Origin of the sequence: Bordetella genomosp. 9, assembly GCF_002261425.1 — a bacterium.
GTDB lineage: Bacteria > Pseudomonadota > Gammaproteobacteria > Burkholderiales > Burkholderiaceae_B > Bordetella_C.
In genome coordinates this window covers 882,778-901,445 of the sequence record NZ_NEVJ01000001.1, presented here as the reverse complement: position 1 = coordinate 901,445, position 18,668 = coordinate 882,778, and the positions used below count along the sequence as shown (strand labels likewise).

The following is an 18,668-nucleotide window of genomic DNA, read 5'->3' as shown; positions in this document are numbered from 1 at the left end:
CAACCGTCTTTCTTCACCTACAAGTAGCCGGCCATGAACCGCTATCCCCTCTGGAAGTACCTTACGGTCCTGATCGCGGTCGTCATCGGCCTGCTGTATACGCTGCCCAATTTCTACGGCGAATCCCCCGCGGTACAGATTTCCAGTGCGAAAGCGACGATCAAGGTCGACAACGCCCTGCTCGGCACGGTGGAACAGATCCTTGCCCAGGCCAAGATCCCCACGACCGGCGCCTACTATGAGCAGAACGGGCCGCTGGGCACCATCCGCGCGCGTTTCGGGTCCACGGATCAGCAGCTGCAGGCGCGCGACCTGATCGACAAGACGCTGAATACCGTGCCGGGCGATCCCCATTACACGGTGGCGCTGAACCTGCTGCCGGCTTCGCCCGAATGGATGCGCGCGCTGGGCTGGTTCGAACCCAAGCCCATGTACCTGGGGCTGGACCTGCGCGGCGGCGTGTATTTCCTGCTGCAGATCGACATGCAGGGCGCATTGACCGCCCGCTACGATTCCCTGGCCGCCGATGTGCGCAGCGTGCTGCGCGATCAGGACGTGCCGGGCGTCACCGTCGACCGCACGGGCCAGTCCGTCACCGCCGCCTTCCCGAATGCCGACGCCCGCGACAAGGCCGTGTCCATCCTGCGCACGCGCATGCCCGACCTGCAATTCGTCGACCAGAACGACGGCGGCAAGCCGCAGCTGGTCGGCACGCTCAGCCCGGCGTCCATCACCCGGGTGCAGGAAACCGCGCTGAGCCAGAACATCAATACGCTGCACAACCGGATCAACGAGCTGGGCGTAGCCGAACCGGTCATCCAGCAGCAGGGCAACGACCGTATCGTCGTGCAGCTGCCCGGCGTGCAGGACGTGGCCAAGGCCAAGGAACTGCTGGGCCGCACCGCCACCCTGGAAATCCGCATGGTGGACGACTCGCCGTCCGCCCAGGCCGCGCTGGCCGCCAATACGGTGCCCTTCGGCCTGGAACGCTATACCGACCGCGACGGCCGCCCGCTGCTGGTGCGCCGCCAGGTCATCCTGACCGGCGAAAACCTTCAGGACGCCCAACCGGGACGTGACCAGCAGACCCAGCAGGCCGCCGTGCACCTGACGCTGGACGCCAAGGGCGCGCGCATCTTCCGCGACGTCACCCGCGACAACGTCGGCAAGCGCATGGCCATCCTGCTGTTCGAAAACGGCAAGGGCGAAGTCGTCACCGCGCCGGTCATCCGCGGCGAGATCCCCGGCGGGCAGGTGCAGATCTCCGGCAGCATGACCGCCGAAGAAGCCGCCGATACCGCGCTGCTGCTGCGCGCCGGCGCCCTGGCCGCGCCGATGTCCATCATCGAAGAACGCACCATCGGGCCCAGCCTGGGCGCGGACAACATCGCCAAGGGTTTTGCCTCGACGCTGTACGGCTTCCTGGCGATCGCCGTCTTCATCATCGTTTATTACCGCCTGTTCGGCGTGTTCTCGACCATCGGCCTGGCGGTGAACGTGCTGCTGCTGCTGGCGCTGCTGTCCATGCTGCAGGCCACGCTGACGCTGCCCGGTATCGCGGCCATCGCGCTGACGCTGGGCATGGCCATCGACTCGAACGTGCTGATCAACGAACGCATACGTGAAGAGCTGCGCAACGGCGCTTCGCCACAGCAGGCCATCCATCACGGTTTCGAACGCGCCTGGGGCACCATCCTGGATTCGAACCTGACCACGCTGATCGTCGGCCTGGCGCTGCTGGCCTTCGGTTCCGGCCCCATCCGCGGCTTCGCGGTGGTGCACTGCCTGGGGATCCTGACGTCGATGTTCTCGTCGGTGGTGGGTGTGCGCGCGCTGGCCAACCTGTGGTACGGCCGCCGCAAGAAGCTGGCGAGCGTATCGATCGGCCAGGTGTGGAAGCCGTCGGACGACGGCAAGGCGAAGGCCTGACGGACAACAGGCCTGCCGTCCGGCGCATGCCGGACGTGCAGGGATAGCGCGACACAACACGATTAGGACAGGGCCGCGGCGGCGTCGCCACCCGGCCCAACCAAGCAAGGCGAATCATGGAATTTTTCCGCATACACCGCACCATCCCATTCATGCGGCATGCGCTGGTGCTCAATATCATCAGCGCGATCACCTTCCTGGCGGCGGTCTTCTTCATCCTGACGCGCGGTTTCCATCTGTCCATCGAGTTCACCGGCGGCACGGTGATGGAAGTCAACTACGCACAGACGGCGCAGCTGGAGAAGGTGCGCGGGTCCGTGGCCAAGCTGGGCTATGCGGACTTCCAGGTGCAGAACTTCGGCACGTCGCGCGACGTGCTGATCCGCCTGCCGCTGCAGGCCGGGCAGACGTCTTCGCAGCAGAGCGACGCGGTGTTGAAGGCCCTGAAGGCCGACGATTCTTCCGTCGAGCTGCGCCGGGTGGAATACGTCGGCCCGCAGGTGGGCCAGGAGCTGGTGCACAACGGCCTGATGGCGCTGCTGTTCGTGGTGCTGGGCATCGTCATCTACCTGGGCATCCGCTTCGAATGGAAATTCGCGCTGGCGGGGGTGGTGGCCAACCTGCATGACGTGGTCATCATCCTGGGCTTCTTCGCCTTCTTCCAGTGGGAATTCTCGCTGTCCGTGCTGGCGGGCGTGCTGGCGGTGCTGGGGTACTCGGTCAACGAATCCGTGGTGATCATGGACCGGATCCGAGAGAACTTCCGCAAGCAGCGCAAGGCGTCGGTGCAGGAAGTCATCAACGGCGCCATCACGCAGACCATCTCGCGGACCATCATCACGCACGGTTCCACGCAGATGATGGTGCTGTCCATGCTGTTCTTCGGCGGCCCGACCCTGCACTACTTCGCGATGGCGCTGACCATCGGCATCTGGTTCGGTATCTATTCGTCGGTGTTCGTGGCCGCGGCGCTGGCCATGTGGTTCGGCGTCAAGCGCGAAGACCTGGTCAAGCCGGCCAAGAAGGACGGACCCGAGGTCGCCTGATCTCGTACCCGCGGCCGGGAACGCGTCGCCCGCCGCGGGCGGCGCACCGTTGATCCGGGGTTACGCGTGGCGCATCCGTCATATTGCCGCGCTGGCGAACCGGGAAGATAATTTCCGGTATGGAAGCCGCCACCCAGCCCCGCCGAAGATTTCACTCCAGGCTCGAAGCCATCGAAGCCAGCATGGACTGCCGGATCTCGCGCATTGAAGATTACGCGCACGACATTCGGGAAACCTTCAAGGAAATTCGCGCGGACAACAAGGAAATCCGTGCCGACATGAGAGAAATGCGGGCCGAAATGCGCGCGGAGCTGCAAGAGGTCCACAACAAGATCGCGGGATACAAAATGGTGCTGGTCACGACGGCGGTCGCCGTCGTGCTGGGCATCGCCTCAGTCAACGCCGCGCTGACGTCGAACATGCTGAGCGCCTTTCAGGCGGGTATCCAGAACGCGGCACAGAAGGCGCCCGCCGAAGCGCCTGGGCCGCGGCAGTAACCCCCCCGCCACCAGCGCGGCCGGCTCAGGCCGGGCAGTTCATCTTCGTGGCCAACTGCCCCATATCGTCGGCGACCCAATCCCAGTCCTGTTCCGCGCGCAGATTGGTTTTCTGGTCCGGGCCGTATTCCGTGGGCCGCAGGACGAACGCGGTATGGAATCCGCACTTGCGCGCGGCCGCCAGGTCGGAGTTGTGGGCGGCGACCATGCAGATTTCTTCCGGGCGCAGGTCCAGCACTTCCGCGGTGCGCAGATAGGCCTCGGGCGAAGTCTTGTACGCCTTGACGACTTCCGCGCCCAGGATCGCGTCCCAGGGCAGGCCGGCGCCCTTGGCCATGTCGGTCATCAGCCGGATATTGCCGTTGGACATCGGCGCGATGATGAAGCGCTGCTTCAACCGCCGAAGACCCGCGACCGAATCGGGCCACGGATCCAGCCGATGCCAGATCAGGTTCAGGTCGTTCAGCGTTTCCTCGGACAGGCTGGCGACGTCCACCTTGTAGTCGGCCAGCAGCTTTTCCAGGTTCTCGCGATGCAGGACGTCCAGCTTGACGAAGGGACGCCGGCCGGTACGCACTTCTTCCAGCGCCGGCTGGTACTTCTTGCGCCAGGCATTGGCGACGTCATGCGGGTCGTCCTGGATACCATGCTGCTCCAGAAACGGCCGCAACTGCCGCGCGACGCTGGTGCGCCAGTCGACCACCGTTCCGAACACATCGAACAGCAGCGCCTTGATCGTATCTTCCTTGGCCATGGTCTCCATCCTTGCATCGAATCAGTTCGATGCCGAAGTCTACCGCTGGTGATACGCTCGCGGCTTAATCGTCGCTGAACCGATATCCAACGAATCTGGAGTGACGAATCTGGACTGCTGCCACGTCCTGGCGTGCTCATCGCGCCAGGCAGCGCCCAGGACTGGCGCCCGCGCTGGCGGCGCCGACCTTCAGCGCGATTCGCGCGCCAGCCTGGCGCTGACCCGCCGCGCCAGGTCCAGCATGGGGTCGCTGGACGGATAGAGCTCATGCTTGCCCACGATGGGAAAGCTGTGCCCCTTCCAGAACTGCCTGGGATCGAAGCGGAACTTGGCCACCAGGCGCCGCCCGAAATCCATTTCGTGATGCAGGTACAGCGCTTTCTGGCCGATGCCGGACATCTCCGGATATTCGCCCAGCAGATAGCCTTCCTGCAGATGCGGCCGCGCGGCGGATGGGGGGCAGACGCTGGACAGGCGGATGGTCTGCAGGCCGGATTCGGCGCTGACGGTAATGCCGCCGCTCAGATACGGCACGCCGACGACGAAGACATAGGCCTCGTTCCGCGCATCGTGGCTGGCGAACGATGCCGCCACGCGCAGCGAGTGCGTGACGTCGAGCAGCGGCGTGGCGCAGATTTCGTAATGCTGCAGGATCGCCCAGCGCACCATGCCGTGGCGGCCCACGCGCTCCAGGCCCAGGAAGCCCGCCCCCAGGTATTCCTCTGCCAGGATTTTTTCGGCCGCGGTCAACCTGGCGTAGCGTTTGCGCAGCTCGTCCAGGCTGGGGTTCTTGCCGCCGTTGCCGCGCAGTATCGTCGGCTTCAGCGATGTGTAGCCGGCACGATTGCGATGGTCGGCCGCCTGGCCGCGGAACAGCAGGATGTGGTCGCGGTTGTGGAACTGCAGTTCGGCGATCCGGGTCGCCAGGTCGAAGTACGAGCTGACCGGATAGGCGTCGGCCTTGCGATAGTCCTGCCGCTGCACCACGGTCGCCACCGGCGAGCCGCCGGTGAACGACCACAGCTTGTACTCGGTGATGGTCTCCAAGCGCCGTCCTTCAGGTGGTGGGATGGGTCATTTGCCCAGCCATTTTCCACTGATCTGCGCGTATTCGCCGCTGGCTTGCGCCAGGTGCAGCCATTGGTCGACGAAGCGCTTGAAGATTTCGTCGCCCTGCGGCAGCAGGTAGGCCATCTCGGCATACTGCAGCGGCTTGTCTGGGTTGACCGCGCACAGCTCGGGATGCAGCTTGCTCTGCACGATGGCTTCCGCCGCTTCCGTGACGAAGACGTCGGCCTGGCCCTTGATCAATTCGTCGAAGATGGTCAGGTTGTCCGGGTGCATGGTCAGCTTCGCGTGGCTCAGCCTGGTCTTGGCGAAGCGTTCGTTGCTGCCGCCGGGGTTGGCGATCACGCGCACCGAGGGCTGGTCGATCGCCTCCACGGTCTGGAATTTGGCCACGTTCTCGCAGCGGGTCAGCGGGGTCTTGCCATTGATCATGTACGGCATGCTGAAGTAAGCCTGCTTCTGGCGTTCCAGAGACGCGGAAATCCCGCCCACCGCGATGTCGCACTTGCCGGCGACGAAGTCGGGCATCAGGTTGGCCCAGGTGGTCTTGATGAACTGCGGCTTGGCCTTAAGGGCCGCGGCCAGCGTCTGCATCAGATCGATGTCGATGCCCTCGAATTCGCCCGGCGCGTGCTGGAAGCTGAAAGGTTTGTAGTCGCCGGGCGTACAGACGCGCAGCACGCCCGCTTGCTCGATCCGGCCCAGCGCGGAATTCGCGGCGGGAGTCGGGGTGGCGGGCGCGCCGGCCACGGGCGCCTGGGCGTATGCCAGGGCCTGGACGGAGAGCAGAATCAAAGCGGCAAGGATTTTCATGGCCGGGTTTCCTTTGGTATTGGAGTTGTGCGGTACCGCGGACCGCCAAGGGCGCGGGACGCGGTCGATCCGACTGACAACTGTAATCGCTTGCGGGGGGGCATACATTGCGGGTTTGCACGGCTTGCGGGCGGGAGGGGAACTGCCGCGCGCGCGGGCCGTCGAAGGTAGGCCGCGCCCGGGGGGGACGGCTTTCCAGGAGCATCGATCCATGCGTTATCCCATGCGTTATCCCATGCGTTATCTATTGCTTGTGCTGATGGCGCTATGCGCCCCCCTGCATGCGGCGCCCGCCAGCGACGCGGAGCGCTTCGCGTCCGGCTTGCAGTTCCCCGAAGGCACCGTGTTCGTCGGCGACACGCTTTATTTCGTGGACTACGGCACGTCCGCCGTGCTTCGCCTGGGCGCGGACCGGTCGGCCGTACACGCGTGGCAATCGGCGGGCTGTGGCCCCAATGGCCTGCTGCCGCTGGCGGACGGCACGATGCTGGTCGCCTGTTATGACGCCGGAACGGTGGAACAGCGTACGCTGGATGGCCGGCTGCTGCGTACCGTGGATAGGGGCGCACAGGGGGAGCCTTTGGTCCGCCCCAATGATCTGGCGCCGGACGGCCATGGCGGCGCCTATTTCACCGCTTCCGGCGGCGCGCAGGGGATAGAGGGCCGGCTTTATCACCTGGCGGCGGGATTGGCACGGGCCGACATGGTGGTGGACCACGTGCAGAATGCCAACGGCGTGGCCTTGTCGCCCGATGGCCGTACCCTTTACCTGGGCGAGAGCACCACGGACAAGCTGCTGCGCTTCGATGTGGCGGCGGACGGCAGCCTGACCGGGCGGCGGGATTTCCTGGTGCTGGACGATCTGGGCCATGGCGAGCGGCTGCCGGGCGACGGACGCCATACCCCGGATGGAGTGCGTACGGATCCCTCGGGCCATGTGTACGTCAGCCTCTACAATGGCGACGGCTTTGCCGTGTTCGGCGCCGATGGCCGCCTGCTGGCAACGCAGTCCCTACCGGGCACCCACCATGCCAATCTGGCGATCTCGCCGGATCAGGCCTGGGTCTACGGCACCATCGATGACGACGAAGGAAGTCTCTACCGGGTCAGGAATCCGCTGGCGCCGCCGCGAGGATGAGCCGCGCCGAGCGGGCATGGAACGTGTGACGGGACGCCACGACAAAGCCGCCGATGACGTCTGAGGACTCCATGACGAACAAGATACGGTTGGATAAATGGCTGTGGGCCGCGCGCTTCTACAAGACGCGTGCCCTGGCGGTCGAGGAAATCGGCAAGGGTCGGGTGCTGGTCAACGATCAGCCCGCCAAGCCGGCGCGCGACGTGGGCGAAGGCGATTACATCACCTTGCGCAAGAACGATCCGCCCATACGCGTGCTGGTCCGCGCGGTCAGCACCATACGCGGCCCCGCCACAGCGGCGCGCCTGATGTACGACGAAACCCCCGAAAGCATCGCCGCCCGCGAACGGGCCGCCGAAATGCGCCGCCTGGCACCCGAACCTGCCCTCGATATCGTCGAAGGCCGCCCGACCAAGCGCGACCGCCGATTGATCGATCAGTGGCGCGGTAAATAGGCGGCCAGTTCGGCCGCGCCCTGGCTCAGGCCCGCTCGCCGCGACGGAACCAGCGCCAGGGCAGCCGCGTGGGCCACCGATAGGCGGGATCCAGGAACCACGGCTTGAGCACGTGCACGGCGGTGATCGCGATCAGCGCCGAGGCGGCCACGTCGGACGCGAAATGATCCAGGTTGACCAGCCGGCTGATGCCCGCCAGCACCGCCAGCGCGAACACCGGCAGCCGCCAGCGCGGCGCCACCACCGCGATCGCCGACGCCAGCACGAAGGCCGTCAGGGAATGGCTGGACGGGAAAGAGTTGAAAGGCTTGCCCTGGAAGGCGTGTCCCAGCCCGTAGTAGCCCTGCTCGAACAACACATAGGGCCGGGCGCGCGCCACCGTCTGCTTGAGCAGCCCCGTGACAATGCCGCCAGCGATCCAGGCGCCCATCAGCAGCAGGCTGCCGCGCACCACCCGTTCGTAGCCGCCGATCCAGGCGCCGTCCCTGCCGCGCCGCAGCGCCGCCAGGGCGGCGATATAGACCGCCAGCACGACCCACGCGTAATTGTTGCTATCGCCCAGTTCGCCTATCCATTCGAAGGCGTTGTCCACGGCCGGCGACACATTGGCATGCAGGTACCTGGCCAGGGGCAGATCGACGAAGACCACCAGGCCGCCGATCAGCAGCAGGGCCAACAGCCAGGCGGCCATCCATCGATTGCGTGCCGCCTTACCGTGGCGCGGCGCCCCGTGGCTGGAATGCGCATCGTCGCGCAAGGCCGTGTTCTGGACCATGTCCCCTCGTCTTCCCTGTCGATTGCGCGGCGCCGCCCCGTGCGGCCGGCCGCGTATCCGGCCTCATGCTAGGACCGGACCGAGACAATACCAAGACAACGGCGCATCCGGGGTAAAATTCTGTTTTTCTCCTCCGCCCCCGGGATCTACACCCGTCACGGCTTCCGACATGCAAGAAACCCTACTCGCGCGCGACGGCGCACCCGCGCCGGCGTCCGCCGACGCTACGCCTGCCCTGTCCGCTGGCCCGGCCTCCGATACGCCCCGCAAATTGTTCATCCGCACCTTCGGCTGCCAGATGAACGAGTACGACTCCGACAAAATGGTGGACGTGCTGCGTGAATCGCAGGGCGTGGAGTTGACCGACACCCCGGAAGACGCGGACATCATCCTGTTCAACACCTGTTCCGTGCGCGAAAAGGCGCAGGAAAAAGTGTTCTCCGACCTGGGCCGCGTGCAGCAGCTCAAGAAAACCAAGCCTGGGCTGGTCATCGGCGTGGGCGGCTGCGTGGCCAGCCAGGAAGGCGAGGCCATCGTCAAGCGCGCCCCGTACGTCGACGTGGTGTTCGGTCCGCAGACCCTGCACCGCCTGCCGGAGCTGATCCGCCAGCGCGAAGCCGAAGGCCGCGCCCAGGTGGACATCAGCTTCCCGAGCATCGAAAAATTCGACTCGCTGCCGCCGCCGCGCGTCGACGGGGCGACCGCCTTCGTGTCCATCATGGAAGGCTGCAGCAAGTACTGCAGCTTCTGCGTCGTGCCCTACACCCGCGGCGACGAAGTCTCGCGCCCCTTCGACGACATCCTGGTCGAAATCGCCGACCTGGCGGACCAGGGCGTGAAGGAAGTCACGCTGCTGGGCCAGAACGTCAATGCCTACCGCGGCCGCCTGGGCGATGGCGACGACATCGCCGATTTCGCCATGCTGCTGGAATACGTGCACGACATTCCCGGCATCGAACGGATCCGCTACACGACCTCGCACCCCAAGGAAATGACGCCGCGGCTGATCGAGGCCTATGCCCGCCTGCCCAAGCTGGTGTCCTTCCTGCACCTGCCGGTGCAAGCCGGCAGCGATCGCGTGCTGGCCGCGATGAAGCGCGGCTACACCACGCTGGAATTCAAGTCCATCGTGCGCAGACTGCGCGAAGCGCGCCCCGGCCTGACCCTGTCGTCCGACTTCATCGTCGGCTTCCCCGGCGAAACCGAAGAAGACTTCGAGAAGACCATGAAGCTGATCGACGACGTCGGCTTCGACACGTCGTTTTCCTTTGTCTACTCGCGTCGTCCCGGCACGCCGGCCGCCGACCTGGCCGACGAGACGCCGCAGACCCTCAAGCTGCAGCGCCTGCAGCGGCTGCAGGCGCGCATCGCCGAACAGGCGTCGGCGATCAGCCGCGCCATGACCGGTACCACCCAGCGCGTGCTGGTCGAAGGACCGTCGCGCCGCGATCCGAATGAACTGATGGGCCGCACGGAAAACAACCGCATCGTCAATTTCGCCGCGCCGGCGCGGCTGATCGGCCGCATGGTCGACATCGTCATCACCGAGGCCTACCCCAATTCCCTGCGCGGGCGGGTGGCGGTTGCCGGCGACGGGGAGGCCGCGTAATGGCAGGCGCGCCCCGCAAACAACCCGGCATCACCGTCCAGCTCAGCGGCGACAACGCGCAGCTGGCGAATCTCTGCGGTCCTCTCGACGAAAACCTGCGCCAGTTGGCCGATGGCCTGGCGGTCAAGCTGACGCGCCGCGGCAGCCGCGTCACGCTGGAAGGCGAACAGGCGGAACTGGCCGCGCAGGCGCTGCGCCGCTTCGACGAGCAGGCGGCGCGCAAGCCCTTGTCGGTCGACGACATCCAGCTGGGCCTGGTGGAAATCGGCATCGGCCGCGTCGGCGGCGCGCCGGGCGCGACGCAGGCGTCGAGCCCCGGCGCGATCCCCGCCCTGGACGACGACCGCGACTTCATCGCCCTGCGCACGCGCCGCTCGGACCTGCGTCCGCGCACGCCGCGCCAGCGCGACTATCTGGAAAACATCCTCAAGCACGACATCACCTTCGGCATCGGACCGGCCGGCACGGGCAAGACCTGGCTGGCCGTGGCCTGCGCCATCGACGCCATGGAGCGCGACACCGTGCAACGCCTGGTGCTGACGCGCCCGGCTGTCGAGGCCGGCGAACGCCTGGGCTTCCTGCCAGGAGACCTGGCGCAGAAGGTCGATCCCTATCTGCGTCCGCTGTATGACGCCTTGTACGACCTGATGGGATTCGAACGCGTGCAGCGCCTGTTCGAAAAACAGACCATCGAGATCGCCCCGCTGGCCTATATGCGCGGCCGCACGCTGAACCATGCGTTCGTCATCCTGGACGAAGCGCAGAACACCACGCCGGAACAGATGAAGATGTTCCTGACGCGTATCGGTTTCGGCAGCAAGGCGGTGATCACGGGCGATCCGTCGCAGGTGGACTTGCCGCGCGGCCAGCAAAGCGGCCTGGCCCACGCGGTGCGGGTGCTGGAAGAAGTCCAGGGCATCGCCACCACGCGCTTCACCAGCCGCGACGTGGTCCGCCACCCGCTGGTCGCGCGCATCGTCGACGCCTACGACAAGGCCGCGACGGATGAGGAATAGCCTGGGCGACGGCGCCGGTTCCGTCGCGCTGTCGCTTTCCGTTCAGTATGCCGTCGACGCGCCCACGCTGCCGCGCTGGCGGCTGCGGCGCTGGATACAGCGTGGGCTGCAGGCCGCGCGCGACGATGGCCTGGTCGATTTCCAGGGCGCGGAAATCAGCCTGCGCATCGTCGGGCAGGCCGAAGGCCGCCAGCTCAATCACGCGTTTCGCGGCCGGGACTATGCGACCAATGTGCTGACCTTCGAATACGGCGTCGGGCCGGACCGGATCGCCCGGGGCGATATCGTGCTCTGCCTGCCCGTCCTGCGCCGCGAGGCGCGCGAACAACGAAAAGCGCCGCTGGCCCACGCCGCCCACCTGACCGTGCACGGCGCCCTGCATGCGCTGGGCTACGACCACATCAAGGCGCGCGACGCCAAGCGCATGGAAGCGCTGGAAACCCGCGTGCTGGCCGGGATGGGCATCGCCGATCCCTACGAACCGCAGTAGGCGGCGGCCGCGGGCCGGTTCCTACTGGGGTTATCCCCGCCGCGCCGTTACAAAAGCGCCGCGCAACATCGGTTATGCTGGATTCTTTGTAACCTGTCCTCTGGACGATGCCCGACCCCTACCCTGCGAACGACGCGGATTCCACGCGTCAAGCCAAGCCCGCCAACAAATCCCTGCTCGACCGCCTGCTGTCCCTGGTTCGCCGCGAACCGGAAGATCGCGAAGGCATCAAGGCCATACTCGAGGCCGCCCACGAACGCGATCTGCTGGACGCCGAGTCGTACGCGATGATCAAGGGCGCGCTCGCCGTTTCGGAGCGCACCGTCGGCGACATCATGGTGCCGCGTTCGCGCATGGACCTGCTGGACATCGCGCAGCCCCTGCCCTATCTGCTGTCCGTCATCATCGATACCGCGCATTCGCGCTTTCCGGTATTCGAGGACGACCGCGACAACATCATCGGTATCCTGCTGGCCAAGGACCTGCTGCGCTGCATGCTCGAACCGAACATCGAGCTGCGCTCGCTGGTGCGCCCGGCTGTTTTCATTCCCGAATCCAAGCGCCTGAACGTGCTGCTGCGCGATTTCCGCGAAAGCCGCAACCACCTGGCCATCGTCATCGACGAATACGGCGGCATCGCCGGACTGGTCAGCATGGAAGACGTGCTGGAGGAAATCGTCGGCGATATCGAGGATGAATTCGACGAAGACGAGGAAGCCACCATCTTCCCGGAAGGCGACAACCAGTGGCGGGTGCAGGCGAGCACCGAAATCGAGAAATTCAACGAGGCCTTCGGCCTGGCGCTGCCGGACGATGAGTACGACAGCATCGGCGGCTGGCTGGGCGGCGAACTCGGCCGCATCCCGCGTCGCGGCGATTACGCCGAGCGCGACGGCCTGAGTTTCGAAGTCGTGCGCGCGGATCCCCGCCGCGCGCTGTGGCTGCGCGTGAAGCGGCTGCCTCCCACCGCCACCCCTGCTGCTTCCGCCGACGCAGAATGAGCATTCCGGACAAGCGCGACCCGCGCGCGGAGGACGCGGCGGGAACAGGCACGGCCGGTTCAACCCGGCTCGGGCGACGGCGGGCGGGTATCGGCGCGGCGTGCATGATCGTGGCCGGCGCCGTCCAGGCGCTGACCTTCGCCCCGGATCCGCTGCCCGACGGCGCCCTGGCGCTGGTGCAGGTCCTGATGCTGGCCATCGTGGCCCGTCGCCAGTTGGCGGCGCCCACCTTGCGGCGGGCGCTATGGGACGGCTGGCTCTTTCACTTCGCATGCTATGCCCTGGGCTTGTACTGGCTGTACGTCAGCATGCACGACTATGGCGGCCTGTCGTCGCCCCTGGCCGCCGCGGGCGTGCTGGCGCTGTCGGCGTTCATCGCGCTGTTCCCCGCGGCGGGCGGCGTGCTCGGACGCTGGCTGGCGCCGCTGCGCGCGGACGCCGCGCCCGGCCGCCGGCTGCGCGCCGCGCTGGCCTTCGCCTGCGGACTTGCCGCGCTCGAATGGGTGCGCGGCACGCTATGGACCGGCTTCCCCTGGCTGAACATCGGCTACGCCCACGTCGACAGCCCCTACGCCGGCTGGGCGCCGGTGCTGGGCGTGTACGGCGTCGCCTGGCTGGCCGCCTTCGCCGCCGCCGCCCTGGCGGTGCTCTGGCGGCCGGCCGAGACATCCCGCGACCCGCGCGACGGCATGGCCGCCGCGCTGGCGATCGTGGCGGCGCTCGCGGGCTGGGGCCTGTCGCATATCGCATGGTCGCGGCCCGATGGCGCGCCGCTGCGGGTGCGGCTGGTCCAGGGCAACATCGAACAATCGCAGAAGTTCGATCCGGCCCAGATGGAAAGAGGCCTGCTGCAGCACATGAACCAGGCGTCCATGCCGCCCGCCGCGGGCGAAGCCGCGCCGCAGGTCATCATCCTGCCGGAAACCGTATTGCCGGTATTCCAGGACCAGCTCGACCCGCGCGCCTGGGACCTGTGGCGCCGCATCGCCGAAGAACGCAACGCCACCATCGTGATGGGCGTGCCCCTGCACCGCGTGGTGGACGGCCGCGACCGCTATACCAACAGCGCGGTGGCCTTCGACGCCCACACGTCGCCGGAAGCGCTGCGCACCGGCGAGCTGCCCATGCGCTACGACAAGCGCCACCTGGTGCCCTGGGGCGAGTTCGTGCCGCCCGGCTTCCACTGGTTCGTGCGCATGCTGGACATCCCGCTGGGCGATTTCGATCGCGGCGACGCGCGCCAGGTGCCGTTCGACATCGCGGGCCAGCGCCTGGCGCTGAACATCTGCTATGAAGACCTGTTCGGCGAAGAGCTGCTGCCGGCGCTGCGGCCCGGGCCGCAAGGCGAACCCGGGGCGTCCATCCTGGTGAATCTCAGCAACCTGGGCTGGTTCGGCGATACCTGGGCCTTGCGGCAGCATCTGCAGATCGGCCGCATGCGCACGCTGGAAACCGCGCGGCCCATGCTGGCGGCGACCAACACCGGCCTGACGGTGTCCATCGATCCGCAAGGCCATGTGCTGGCCCAGGCGCCGACGATGCAGATGACGGCGCTGGCGACCACCGTGCAGGGGACCACGGGCCTGACGCCCTATGTCCGCACGGGCAATACCGCCATCATGGGACTGGTCGCGCTGGGACTGCTGGGCCTGCTGGCGACACGCCGCCGCGGGCTGGCCGCCTAGCGCGCTGTTTGGCCGCGGCCGGACGGTCCGCATGACCGGTCGTCCGGCCGCGCATGGGGCTGCCCGCAAGGCGCGGCGTTCGGCCGCGCCCGGGCCGCCGCGATTCAGGTCTCGCGCAGCGGCAGCTCCGCACCCGCTTGCCGCTGCGGCGACGACGGCCCCGTGCCCACGCCGCTCAGCTCGATGAAGGACGCGATCTCGGCCATGTCCTGCTCGTCGAGCTCCAGGGTCGCGGCGCCCAGCCAGCCATCCACCTGCCCCGCCGACCGCGCGCCGACGATGGCGCCGGTGACGCCGGGCCACGCCAGGGTCCAGGCAATCGCCGCGGCGGCCACCGTGCAGCCATGCCGCTCCGCGACACGCCGCAGTACATCGGCCAGCTCCAGGTTGCGCCGCAGGTTCTCACCCGTGAACTCCGAATTGCGCGAGCGCCAGTCGTCCTCGGGCAAGGCAGCGGCGCGCGCCTGGCTGAAGCTCCCGCTCAATAGCCCCGACTGCATCGGGCTGTAGACGATTACACCCGTGTCGTGATCCAGGCACCAGGGCAGCAGGTCGGCGGCCGCGTCGCGCCGTATGGCGGAAAATGGCGGCTGCAGCGTGTCGACGTGGCCCAGGCGTTCGGCATCTTCCAGCTGCGCGGCATTGTGATTGGACAGTCCGATGGCGCGCACCTTGCCCTCCGCCTTCATGTCCAGCAAGGCCTGCCAGTATTCCGCCAGCGTGGCGCCGTCGCCGGCGGGCCAGTGCATCTGGTACAGGTCGATGCGCTCGACGCCCAGGCGCTTGAGCGAGCCTTCCAGCTCCGCGCGCAGGCTGCGGGTGGCGCCGACCCGGCGCGGCGGCGCCGTCGGCGCGTGCTCGTCCCACACCAGGCCGCATTTGGTGAACACATAGGGGCGCTGGCTGGGCGCCATGTCCTTCAATGCCTGGCCCACCAGTTCTTCGGAATGGCCCAGGCCATACACGGCCGCCGTATCGATCCAGTTGATGCCGCGAGCCACGGCATGGCGGATCGCCGCGATGGAATCGGCGTCGTCCTGCGCGCCCCAGCCCGCGGCCCAACCGGCGCCGCCGATGGCCCACGCGCCGAATCCCACGCGCGTGATGTTCATGTCGGTACGGCCCAGAGGACGCACCGGAAAGGAAGTCGGACTCATGCTTGGCCTCCTGAAATCGATGTCCTGAACAAGCTGGGCGGCATATGCCATGCCCGGGCCTGCCCAACTTGCACGCCCCAAAAAAGTCGTGCATAATCTCGTTTCTTCGCCAACGGCACAGACAAAAGCCGGCAAGAACAGTCGCAACGAACAGTTTTATCGCTGTACCCAAGCACTGATTTTGCGGGATTTTGGCTAGTATTTCGTCAGCAGTATCGCGAATACACGGGGGTATAGCTCAGCTGGGAGAGCGCTTGCATGGCATGCAAGAGGTCAGCGGTTCGATCCCGCTTACCTCCACCAGTCGAAAGCGAAGTATGCAGTAAAAGACGAGTTCAGGTCCCCTTCGTCTAGAGGCCTAGGACATCACCCTTTCACGGTGAGTACAGGGGTTCGAATCCCCTAGGGGACGCCAGCTTCATTGCTGGCAAGGTTGTAAAGTCCGGCGTCGTTCGCGATGCTGTACAAAATACGCCGCTGCGGAGCGGTAGTTCAGTTGGTTAGAATACCGGCCTGTCACGCCGGGGGTCGCGGGTTCGAGCCCCGTCCGCTCCGCCAAAATTCAGATTGTTGTTGTGACAACAGCGATCATGCTGAAAGCCCTGAGAAATCAGGGCTTTTTGCTTTGGGGCGGCCCAGCGATCTCGAGCCGTCCCGTGAACGCGGCGCCGACGCGTGTCTGCCGCCCGGCGCCCGTTGCACGGGATGTGACCGCTTCCGGCAGCACTTCAGAAGCAGGACGAGCCCGCTTGAATTCCGCGTCCTTCCATTCCGGGCTGTCTTCATCAATCAATTCTGGATCTGGCTTCTTCATAGCGCACCGCCTCCCTATTGTCTGCCTTGTATAGGCCGATCAAGCCCGCTCGGCGCGCACGGGGCGGATCGGCTTCCTAGGTAACAAAGTCGGCACGACAGTCCGATGCGGACATGCGATTGCGATGTCCGCCTTGGTCGCTTGCCGAACGGGATTCAGCCGCCGGGCCGACGTGCAGGTAGCCAACGGAATGATACTGTTGCCGATGATCTCCGCGGCATGACCGGCATTCACTCTGCCGGCTGCATCAACGCCGTGAACGCGCGGGCGTCCTGGCATTTTTCCAAGGCCCATACGGTGTCGCACAACCGGCGTGACCGAGCCTCGCCCAGGACGGGGGTGAGCAGCCCCATGGCCTTGGTGTGTTCCACCAGGGTGCTGCCGTCTTTCAGGGTGATCTCCACGATTCCAGCATGTCGCGGTTGTTGACGATGGTCAGCGACTCGTGCGGAATGCGCACGCGTACGGACTCGATGGCATCCGGCCCCGCACCCTTCTATCCCAGCAACTGCGGATTCAGGCGCCACGTCTTATAGCAAAGCGCGGTGGCGAAAGCGACCCATGCCAAGTAAGGCAGCATCAATACACCCGCCAACGCCCGCACGCGCCAGAACGCGACGAGCGTCGCGACGATCAGCAGCAGCAGCAGGCAGACATCGACGAAGGCGGCGGCGCCCATGTGCCATGCGAAGAACAGCCAGCTCCATAGCGCGTTGACCAGGAGTTGCACCAGGAACAGCGCCAGCGGTTTCGCCTGGACCCGCCAGCCGCCCTCGCGCCAGACCAGCCAGGCCGCGACGCTCATCAAGACATACAAGGTGCTCCAGACAGGCCCGAACACTCCCGCCGGGGGCGCCCAATCCGGCCGGGTCAGCTGCCCGTAGAACTGCGCCGCCTGGACGGACGCGATGGCGCCGGTCGCCGCCGTGGCGAAGCCGACCGCGAGCCAGCCGATCAAACCCAGGATCTGTTGTCGCATCGAAAGGAATGGCATAGGTGTTCGTGTGCTGAATGGGAGTAAGAATTACAGCACGGCTCGATCCCGCCGATCGATGGGCCGGATCAAGGCACGTAGCCCCACAAGTCCAGGATGACCGCCGCGTCCGGCAGGAACAGCGTGTCCGCGACCTGGATGGCGCTGAATGGCAGCCCGACGCGGCGCAGGCCCGGATCCCAGGCCATATAGCCCCGGCGGAAATCCGCCAGGTCGGCATGGAAATGCAGCGCGCGCGTGACGTAGGCGAGCTCCGTGCCGGCGGCGGCGAAAATCGTCGCCGCCTTTTCCAGGATGTCGCGCATCTGGGCCTGCACCGGGTCGTCATAGAACGGCGCGCTGGCGTGCACGTGACAGCCGGCGCACAAGCCGCCATCCTCGATACCCATCAGGCCGGCCACGAACAGGACGCCGTCGAAGACGCGCGCGGGCAACATGTCGGTGGCGATCAGCGACACATCGCATTCGACGTCGCGCACACGGTCGGCGGCGGATTCGTGGGCGGCGACCAGGTTGACCTCGATGGTGGCGTCGCGCGTGCCGAAGCCCGGATGCCGCACGGGCACCACCGTGGTGGGCGGCACGCGGCCGCCGAATGCGCGCGACCAGGACTGCCAGAACGCGGGCAGGTCTTCGTGATGGCTCAGGTAGACCTGGGCCTTGAGCACCAGGTCCAGCCGGCTGCCCGCCGCTTCCAGCGCGGGCACCAGGCGCTTCTGGACCAGGTAATCGGTTTCCAGCTTGATGCGCGTGCCGTTCCACATCTGGCCGTCCGGCACCTGCGCTTCCGGTGCGATGTTACCCGTGGCGTCACGCGCCAGCTGGCCGGCGACGAAGATCATGTCGCCCATGCGCAGACAGGGCGCATAGCCCGACGTCTGCGGTACGTTGAGCTTGCCGGCGCCGGCTTTTTCCGCGGTATAGCCGCTGGCCGCGGTGGCGGCCATGACCTGCACGTCCATGGAGACGTCCAGGTTCAGCAGGCGGTCGACAATGACCGAGGTGCTGGGCGCGACCTGCCCAGCCAGGGCCTGCTTGCGGGCGACGTGGTAAGGGTCGACGTGGCGTGGGTCCGGGTAGTACTGGTCCAGGCGCGCCACGCGGTCCAGGCCGCTACCCGCTTCTTCCAGGTGGCGGCGCATGGTGTCGAAGATGGCCTGGGCTTCGCGCTGCGCCTGCGGCGGCGCGCCCAGCGGGTGGTCGGCGCGCAGTACGGCGGGATCGGCCAGTCCGTTGGGACGCACGGCGCGCAGGCCGGTGCCGAACACCCAATGGCCCGCGCGCACGAAAGGCACGTGAATGATGTCGCCGTTGCCGTAGCGGCGGATCCCATAGCGCTGGAAAGGCATGCTGTCTCCAAATTATTGCCTTGGGGGCGGACATTTGTTCCGCCACCGCAAAGTGCTGCCACCTCGACCCGGGCGGCG

19 protein-coding genes and 3 tRNA genes are annotated in these 18,668 nt (G+C 66.6%); 13 read left to right on the top strand and 9 right to left on the bottom strand.

Annotated features, from left to right (window positions below; translation table 11 throughout):
- Positions 1 to 33 precede the first annotated feature (33 nt).
- From secD to CAL26_RS04055, 3 genes are all read left to right on the top strand, one after another.
- Positions 34 to 1,929, top strand: coding sequence for a protein translocase subunit SecD (gene secD / locus CAL26_RS04065; protein ID WP_094845609.1), 1,896 nt, complete (start codon positions 34 to 36; stop codon positions 1,927 to 1,929).
- 116 nt (positions 1,930 to 2,045) lie between these two features.
- A complete protein-coding gene (gene secF, locus CAL26_RS04060; protein ID WP_094845608.1) occupies positions 2,046 to 2,975 on the top strand; it encodes a protein translocase subunit SecF in 930 nt (309 codons plus the stop codon).
- A gap of 119 nt (positions 2,976 to 3,094) precedes the next feature.
- Positions 3,095 to 3,472 carry a hypothetical protein gene (locus tag CAL26_RS04055; RefSeq protein ID WP_094845607.1) on the top strand — a complete coding sequence of 126 codons (378 nt, stop codon included), beginning with the start codon at positions 3,095 to 3,097 and terminating at the stop codon, positions 3,470 to 3,472.
- 25 nt (positions 3,473 to 3,497) lie between these two features.
- Here the strand turns inward: CAL26_RS04055 and CAL26_RS04050 are convergent, their stop codons facing one another.
- The 3 genes from CAL26_RS04050 to CAL26_RS04040 form a co-directional block, all read right to left on the bottom strand.
- Complete coding sequence (locus CAL26_RS04050) at positions 3,498 to 4,226, bottom strand: haloacid dehalogenase type II (RefSeq protein ID WP_373454437.1); 729 nt, start codon at positions 4,224 to 4,226, stop codon at positions 3,498 to 3,500.
- Between the two features lie 189 nt (positions 4,227 to 4,415).
- Positions 4,416 to 5,273, bottom strand: a complete 858-nt coding sequence (locus CAL26_RS04045; protein ID WP_179283241.1) for an FRG domain-containing protein — start codon at positions 5,271 to 5,273, stop codon at positions 4,416 to 4,418.
- 27 nt (positions 5,274 to 5,300) lie between these two features.
- Positions 5,301 to 6,107, bottom strand: a complete 807-nt coding sequence (locus CAL26_RS04040; protein WP_094845604.1) for a transporter substrate-binding domain-containing protein — start codon at positions 6,105 to 6,107, stop codon at positions 5,301 to 5,303.
- Between the two features lie 211 nt (positions 6,108 to 6,318).
- Here CAL26_RS04040 and CAL26_RS04035 point away from each other — a divergent pair, with 211 nt between their 5' ends.
- Positions 6,319 to 7,245: an SMP-30/gluconolactonase/LRE family protein gene (locus CAL26_RS04035; protein ID WP_179283240.1), complete on the top strand. Its 927-nt coding sequence runs from the start codon at positions 6,319 to 6,321 to the stop codon at positions 7,243 to 7,245.
- A 71-nt stretch (positions 7,246 to 7,316) separates the two neighbouring features.
- Positions 7,317 to 7,700 (top strand): RNA-binding S4 domain-containing protein, encoded by a 384-nt coding sequence (locus CAL26_RS04030; RefSeq protein ID WP_086067681.1) that lies wholly within the window; start codon positions 7,317 to 7,319, stop codon positions 7,698 to 7,700.
- Positions 7,701 to 7,725: 25 nt separating this feature from the next.
- Here CAL26_RS04030 and CAL26_RS04025 read toward each other — a convergent pair whose 3' ends face one another.
- Positions 7,726 to 8,475 (bottom strand): phosphatase PAP2 family protein, encoded by a 750-nt coding sequence (locus CAL26_RS04025; protein ID WP_094845602.1) that lies wholly within the window; start codon positions 8,473 to 8,475, stop codon positions 7,726 to 7,728.
- Positions 8,476 to 8,644: 169 nt separating this feature from the next.
- Here CAL26_RS04025 and miaB point away from each other — a divergent pair, with 169 nt between their 5' ends.
- From miaB to lnt, 5 genes are all read left to right on the top strand, one after another.
- A complete protein-coding gene (miaB, locus tag CAL26_RS04020; RefSeq protein ID WP_094845601.1) occupies positions 8,645 to 10,084 on the top strand; it encodes a tRNA (N6-isopentenyl adenosine(37)-C2)-methylthiotransferase MiaB in 1,440 nt (479 codons plus the stop codon).
- The gene (locus CAL26_RS04015; protein WP_094845600.1) at positions 10,084 to 11,100 is read left to right on the top strand and encodes a PhoH family protein; all 1,017 of its coding nucleotides are present in this window, start codon (positions 10,084 to 10,086) and stop codon (positions 11,098 to 11,100) included. Before miaB ends, CAL26_RS04015 begins: the two co-directional genes overlap by 1 nt.
- Positions 11,090 to 11,590, top strand: a complete 501-nt coding sequence (gene ybeY, locus CAL26_RS04010) for an rRNA maturation RNase YbeY (RefSeq protein WP_094845599.1) — start codon at positions 11,090 to 11,092, stop codon at positions 11,588 to 11,590. The genes CAL26_RS04015 and ybeY overlap by 11 nt, the downstream gene beginning before the upstream one ends.
- 107 nt (positions 11,591 to 11,697) lie before the next feature.
- Positions 11,698 to 12,591: an HlyC/CorC family transporter gene (locus CAL26_RS04005; RefSeq protein ID WP_094845598.1), complete on the top strand. Its 894-nt coding sequence runs from the start codon at positions 11,698 to 11,700 to the stop codon at positions 12,589 to 12,591.
- A 104-nt stretch (positions 12,592 to 12,695) separates the two neighbouring features.
- Positions 12,696 to 14,276: an apolipoprotein N-acyltransferase gene (gene lnt / locus CAL26_RS04000; protein WP_094845597.1), complete on the top strand. Its 1,581-nt coding sequence runs from the start codon at positions 12,696 to 12,698 to the stop codon at positions 14,274 to 14,276.
- A 104-nt stretch (positions 14,277 to 14,380) separates the two neighbouring features.
- On the opposite strand, the gene CAL26_RS03995 is transcribed toward lnt, so the two are convergent.
- Positions 14,381 to 15,388, bottom strand: a complete 1,008-nt coding sequence (locus CAL26_RS03995) for an aldo/keto reductase (protein WP_218831514.1) — start codon at positions 15,386 to 15,388, stop codon at positions 14,381 to 14,383.
- Positions 15,389 to 15,660: 272 nt separating this feature from the next.
- Here CAL26_RS03995 and CAL26_RS03990 point away from each other — a divergent pair.
- The 3 genes from CAL26_RS03990 (at position 15,661) to CAL26_RS03980 (ending at position 15,991) form a co-directional block, all read left to right on the top strand.
- Positions 15,661 to 15,736 (top strand) — tRNA-Ala (locus CAL26_RS03990).
- Between the two features lie 36 nt (positions 15,737 to 15,772).
- Positions 15,773 to 15,848: transfer RNA gene (locus tag CAL26_RS03985), tRNA-Glu, on the top strand.
- Between the two features lie 66 nt (positions 15,849 to 15,914).
- Positions 15,915 to 15,991, top strand: a tRNA-Asp gene (locus tag CAL26_RS03980).
- Positions 15,992 to 16,043: 52 nt separating this feature from the next.
- Here CAL26_RS03980 and CAL26_RS03975 read toward each other — a convergent pair.
- The 4 genes from CAL26_RS03975 to CAL26_RS03965 form a co-directional block, all read right to left on the bottom strand.
- Positions 16,044 to 16,247 (bottom strand): hypothetical protein, encoded by a 204-nt coding sequence (locus CAL26_RS03975; protein ID WP_094845595.1) that lies wholly within the window; start codon positions 16,245 to 16,247, stop codon positions 16,044 to 16,046.
- A gap of 230 nt (positions 16,248 to 16,477) precedes the next feature.
- Positions 16,478 to 16,651 carry a hypothetical protein gene (locus CAL26_RS28245; RefSeq protein WP_179283239.1) on the bottom strand — a complete coding sequence of 58 codons (174 nt, stop codon included), beginning with the start codon at positions 16,649 to 16,651 and terminating at the stop codon, positions 16,478 to 16,480.
- 92 nt (positions 16,652 to 16,743) lie between these two features.
- Positions 16,744 to 17,241 carry a TspO/MBR family protein gene (locus CAL26_RS03970; RefSeq protein WP_094845594.1) on the bottom strand — a complete coding sequence of 166 codons (498 nt, stop codon included), beginning with the start codon at positions 17,239 to 17,241 and terminating at the stop codon, positions 16,744 to 16,746.
- Positions 17,242 to 17,309: 68 nt separating this feature from the next.
- Positions 17,310 to 18,590, bottom strand: coding sequence for a RidA family protein (locus tag CAL26_RS03965; RefSeq protein ID WP_094845593.1), 1,281 nt, complete (start codon positions 18,588 to 18,590; stop codon positions 17,310 to 17,312).
- Positions 18,591 to 18,668 lie beyond the last annotated feature (78 nt).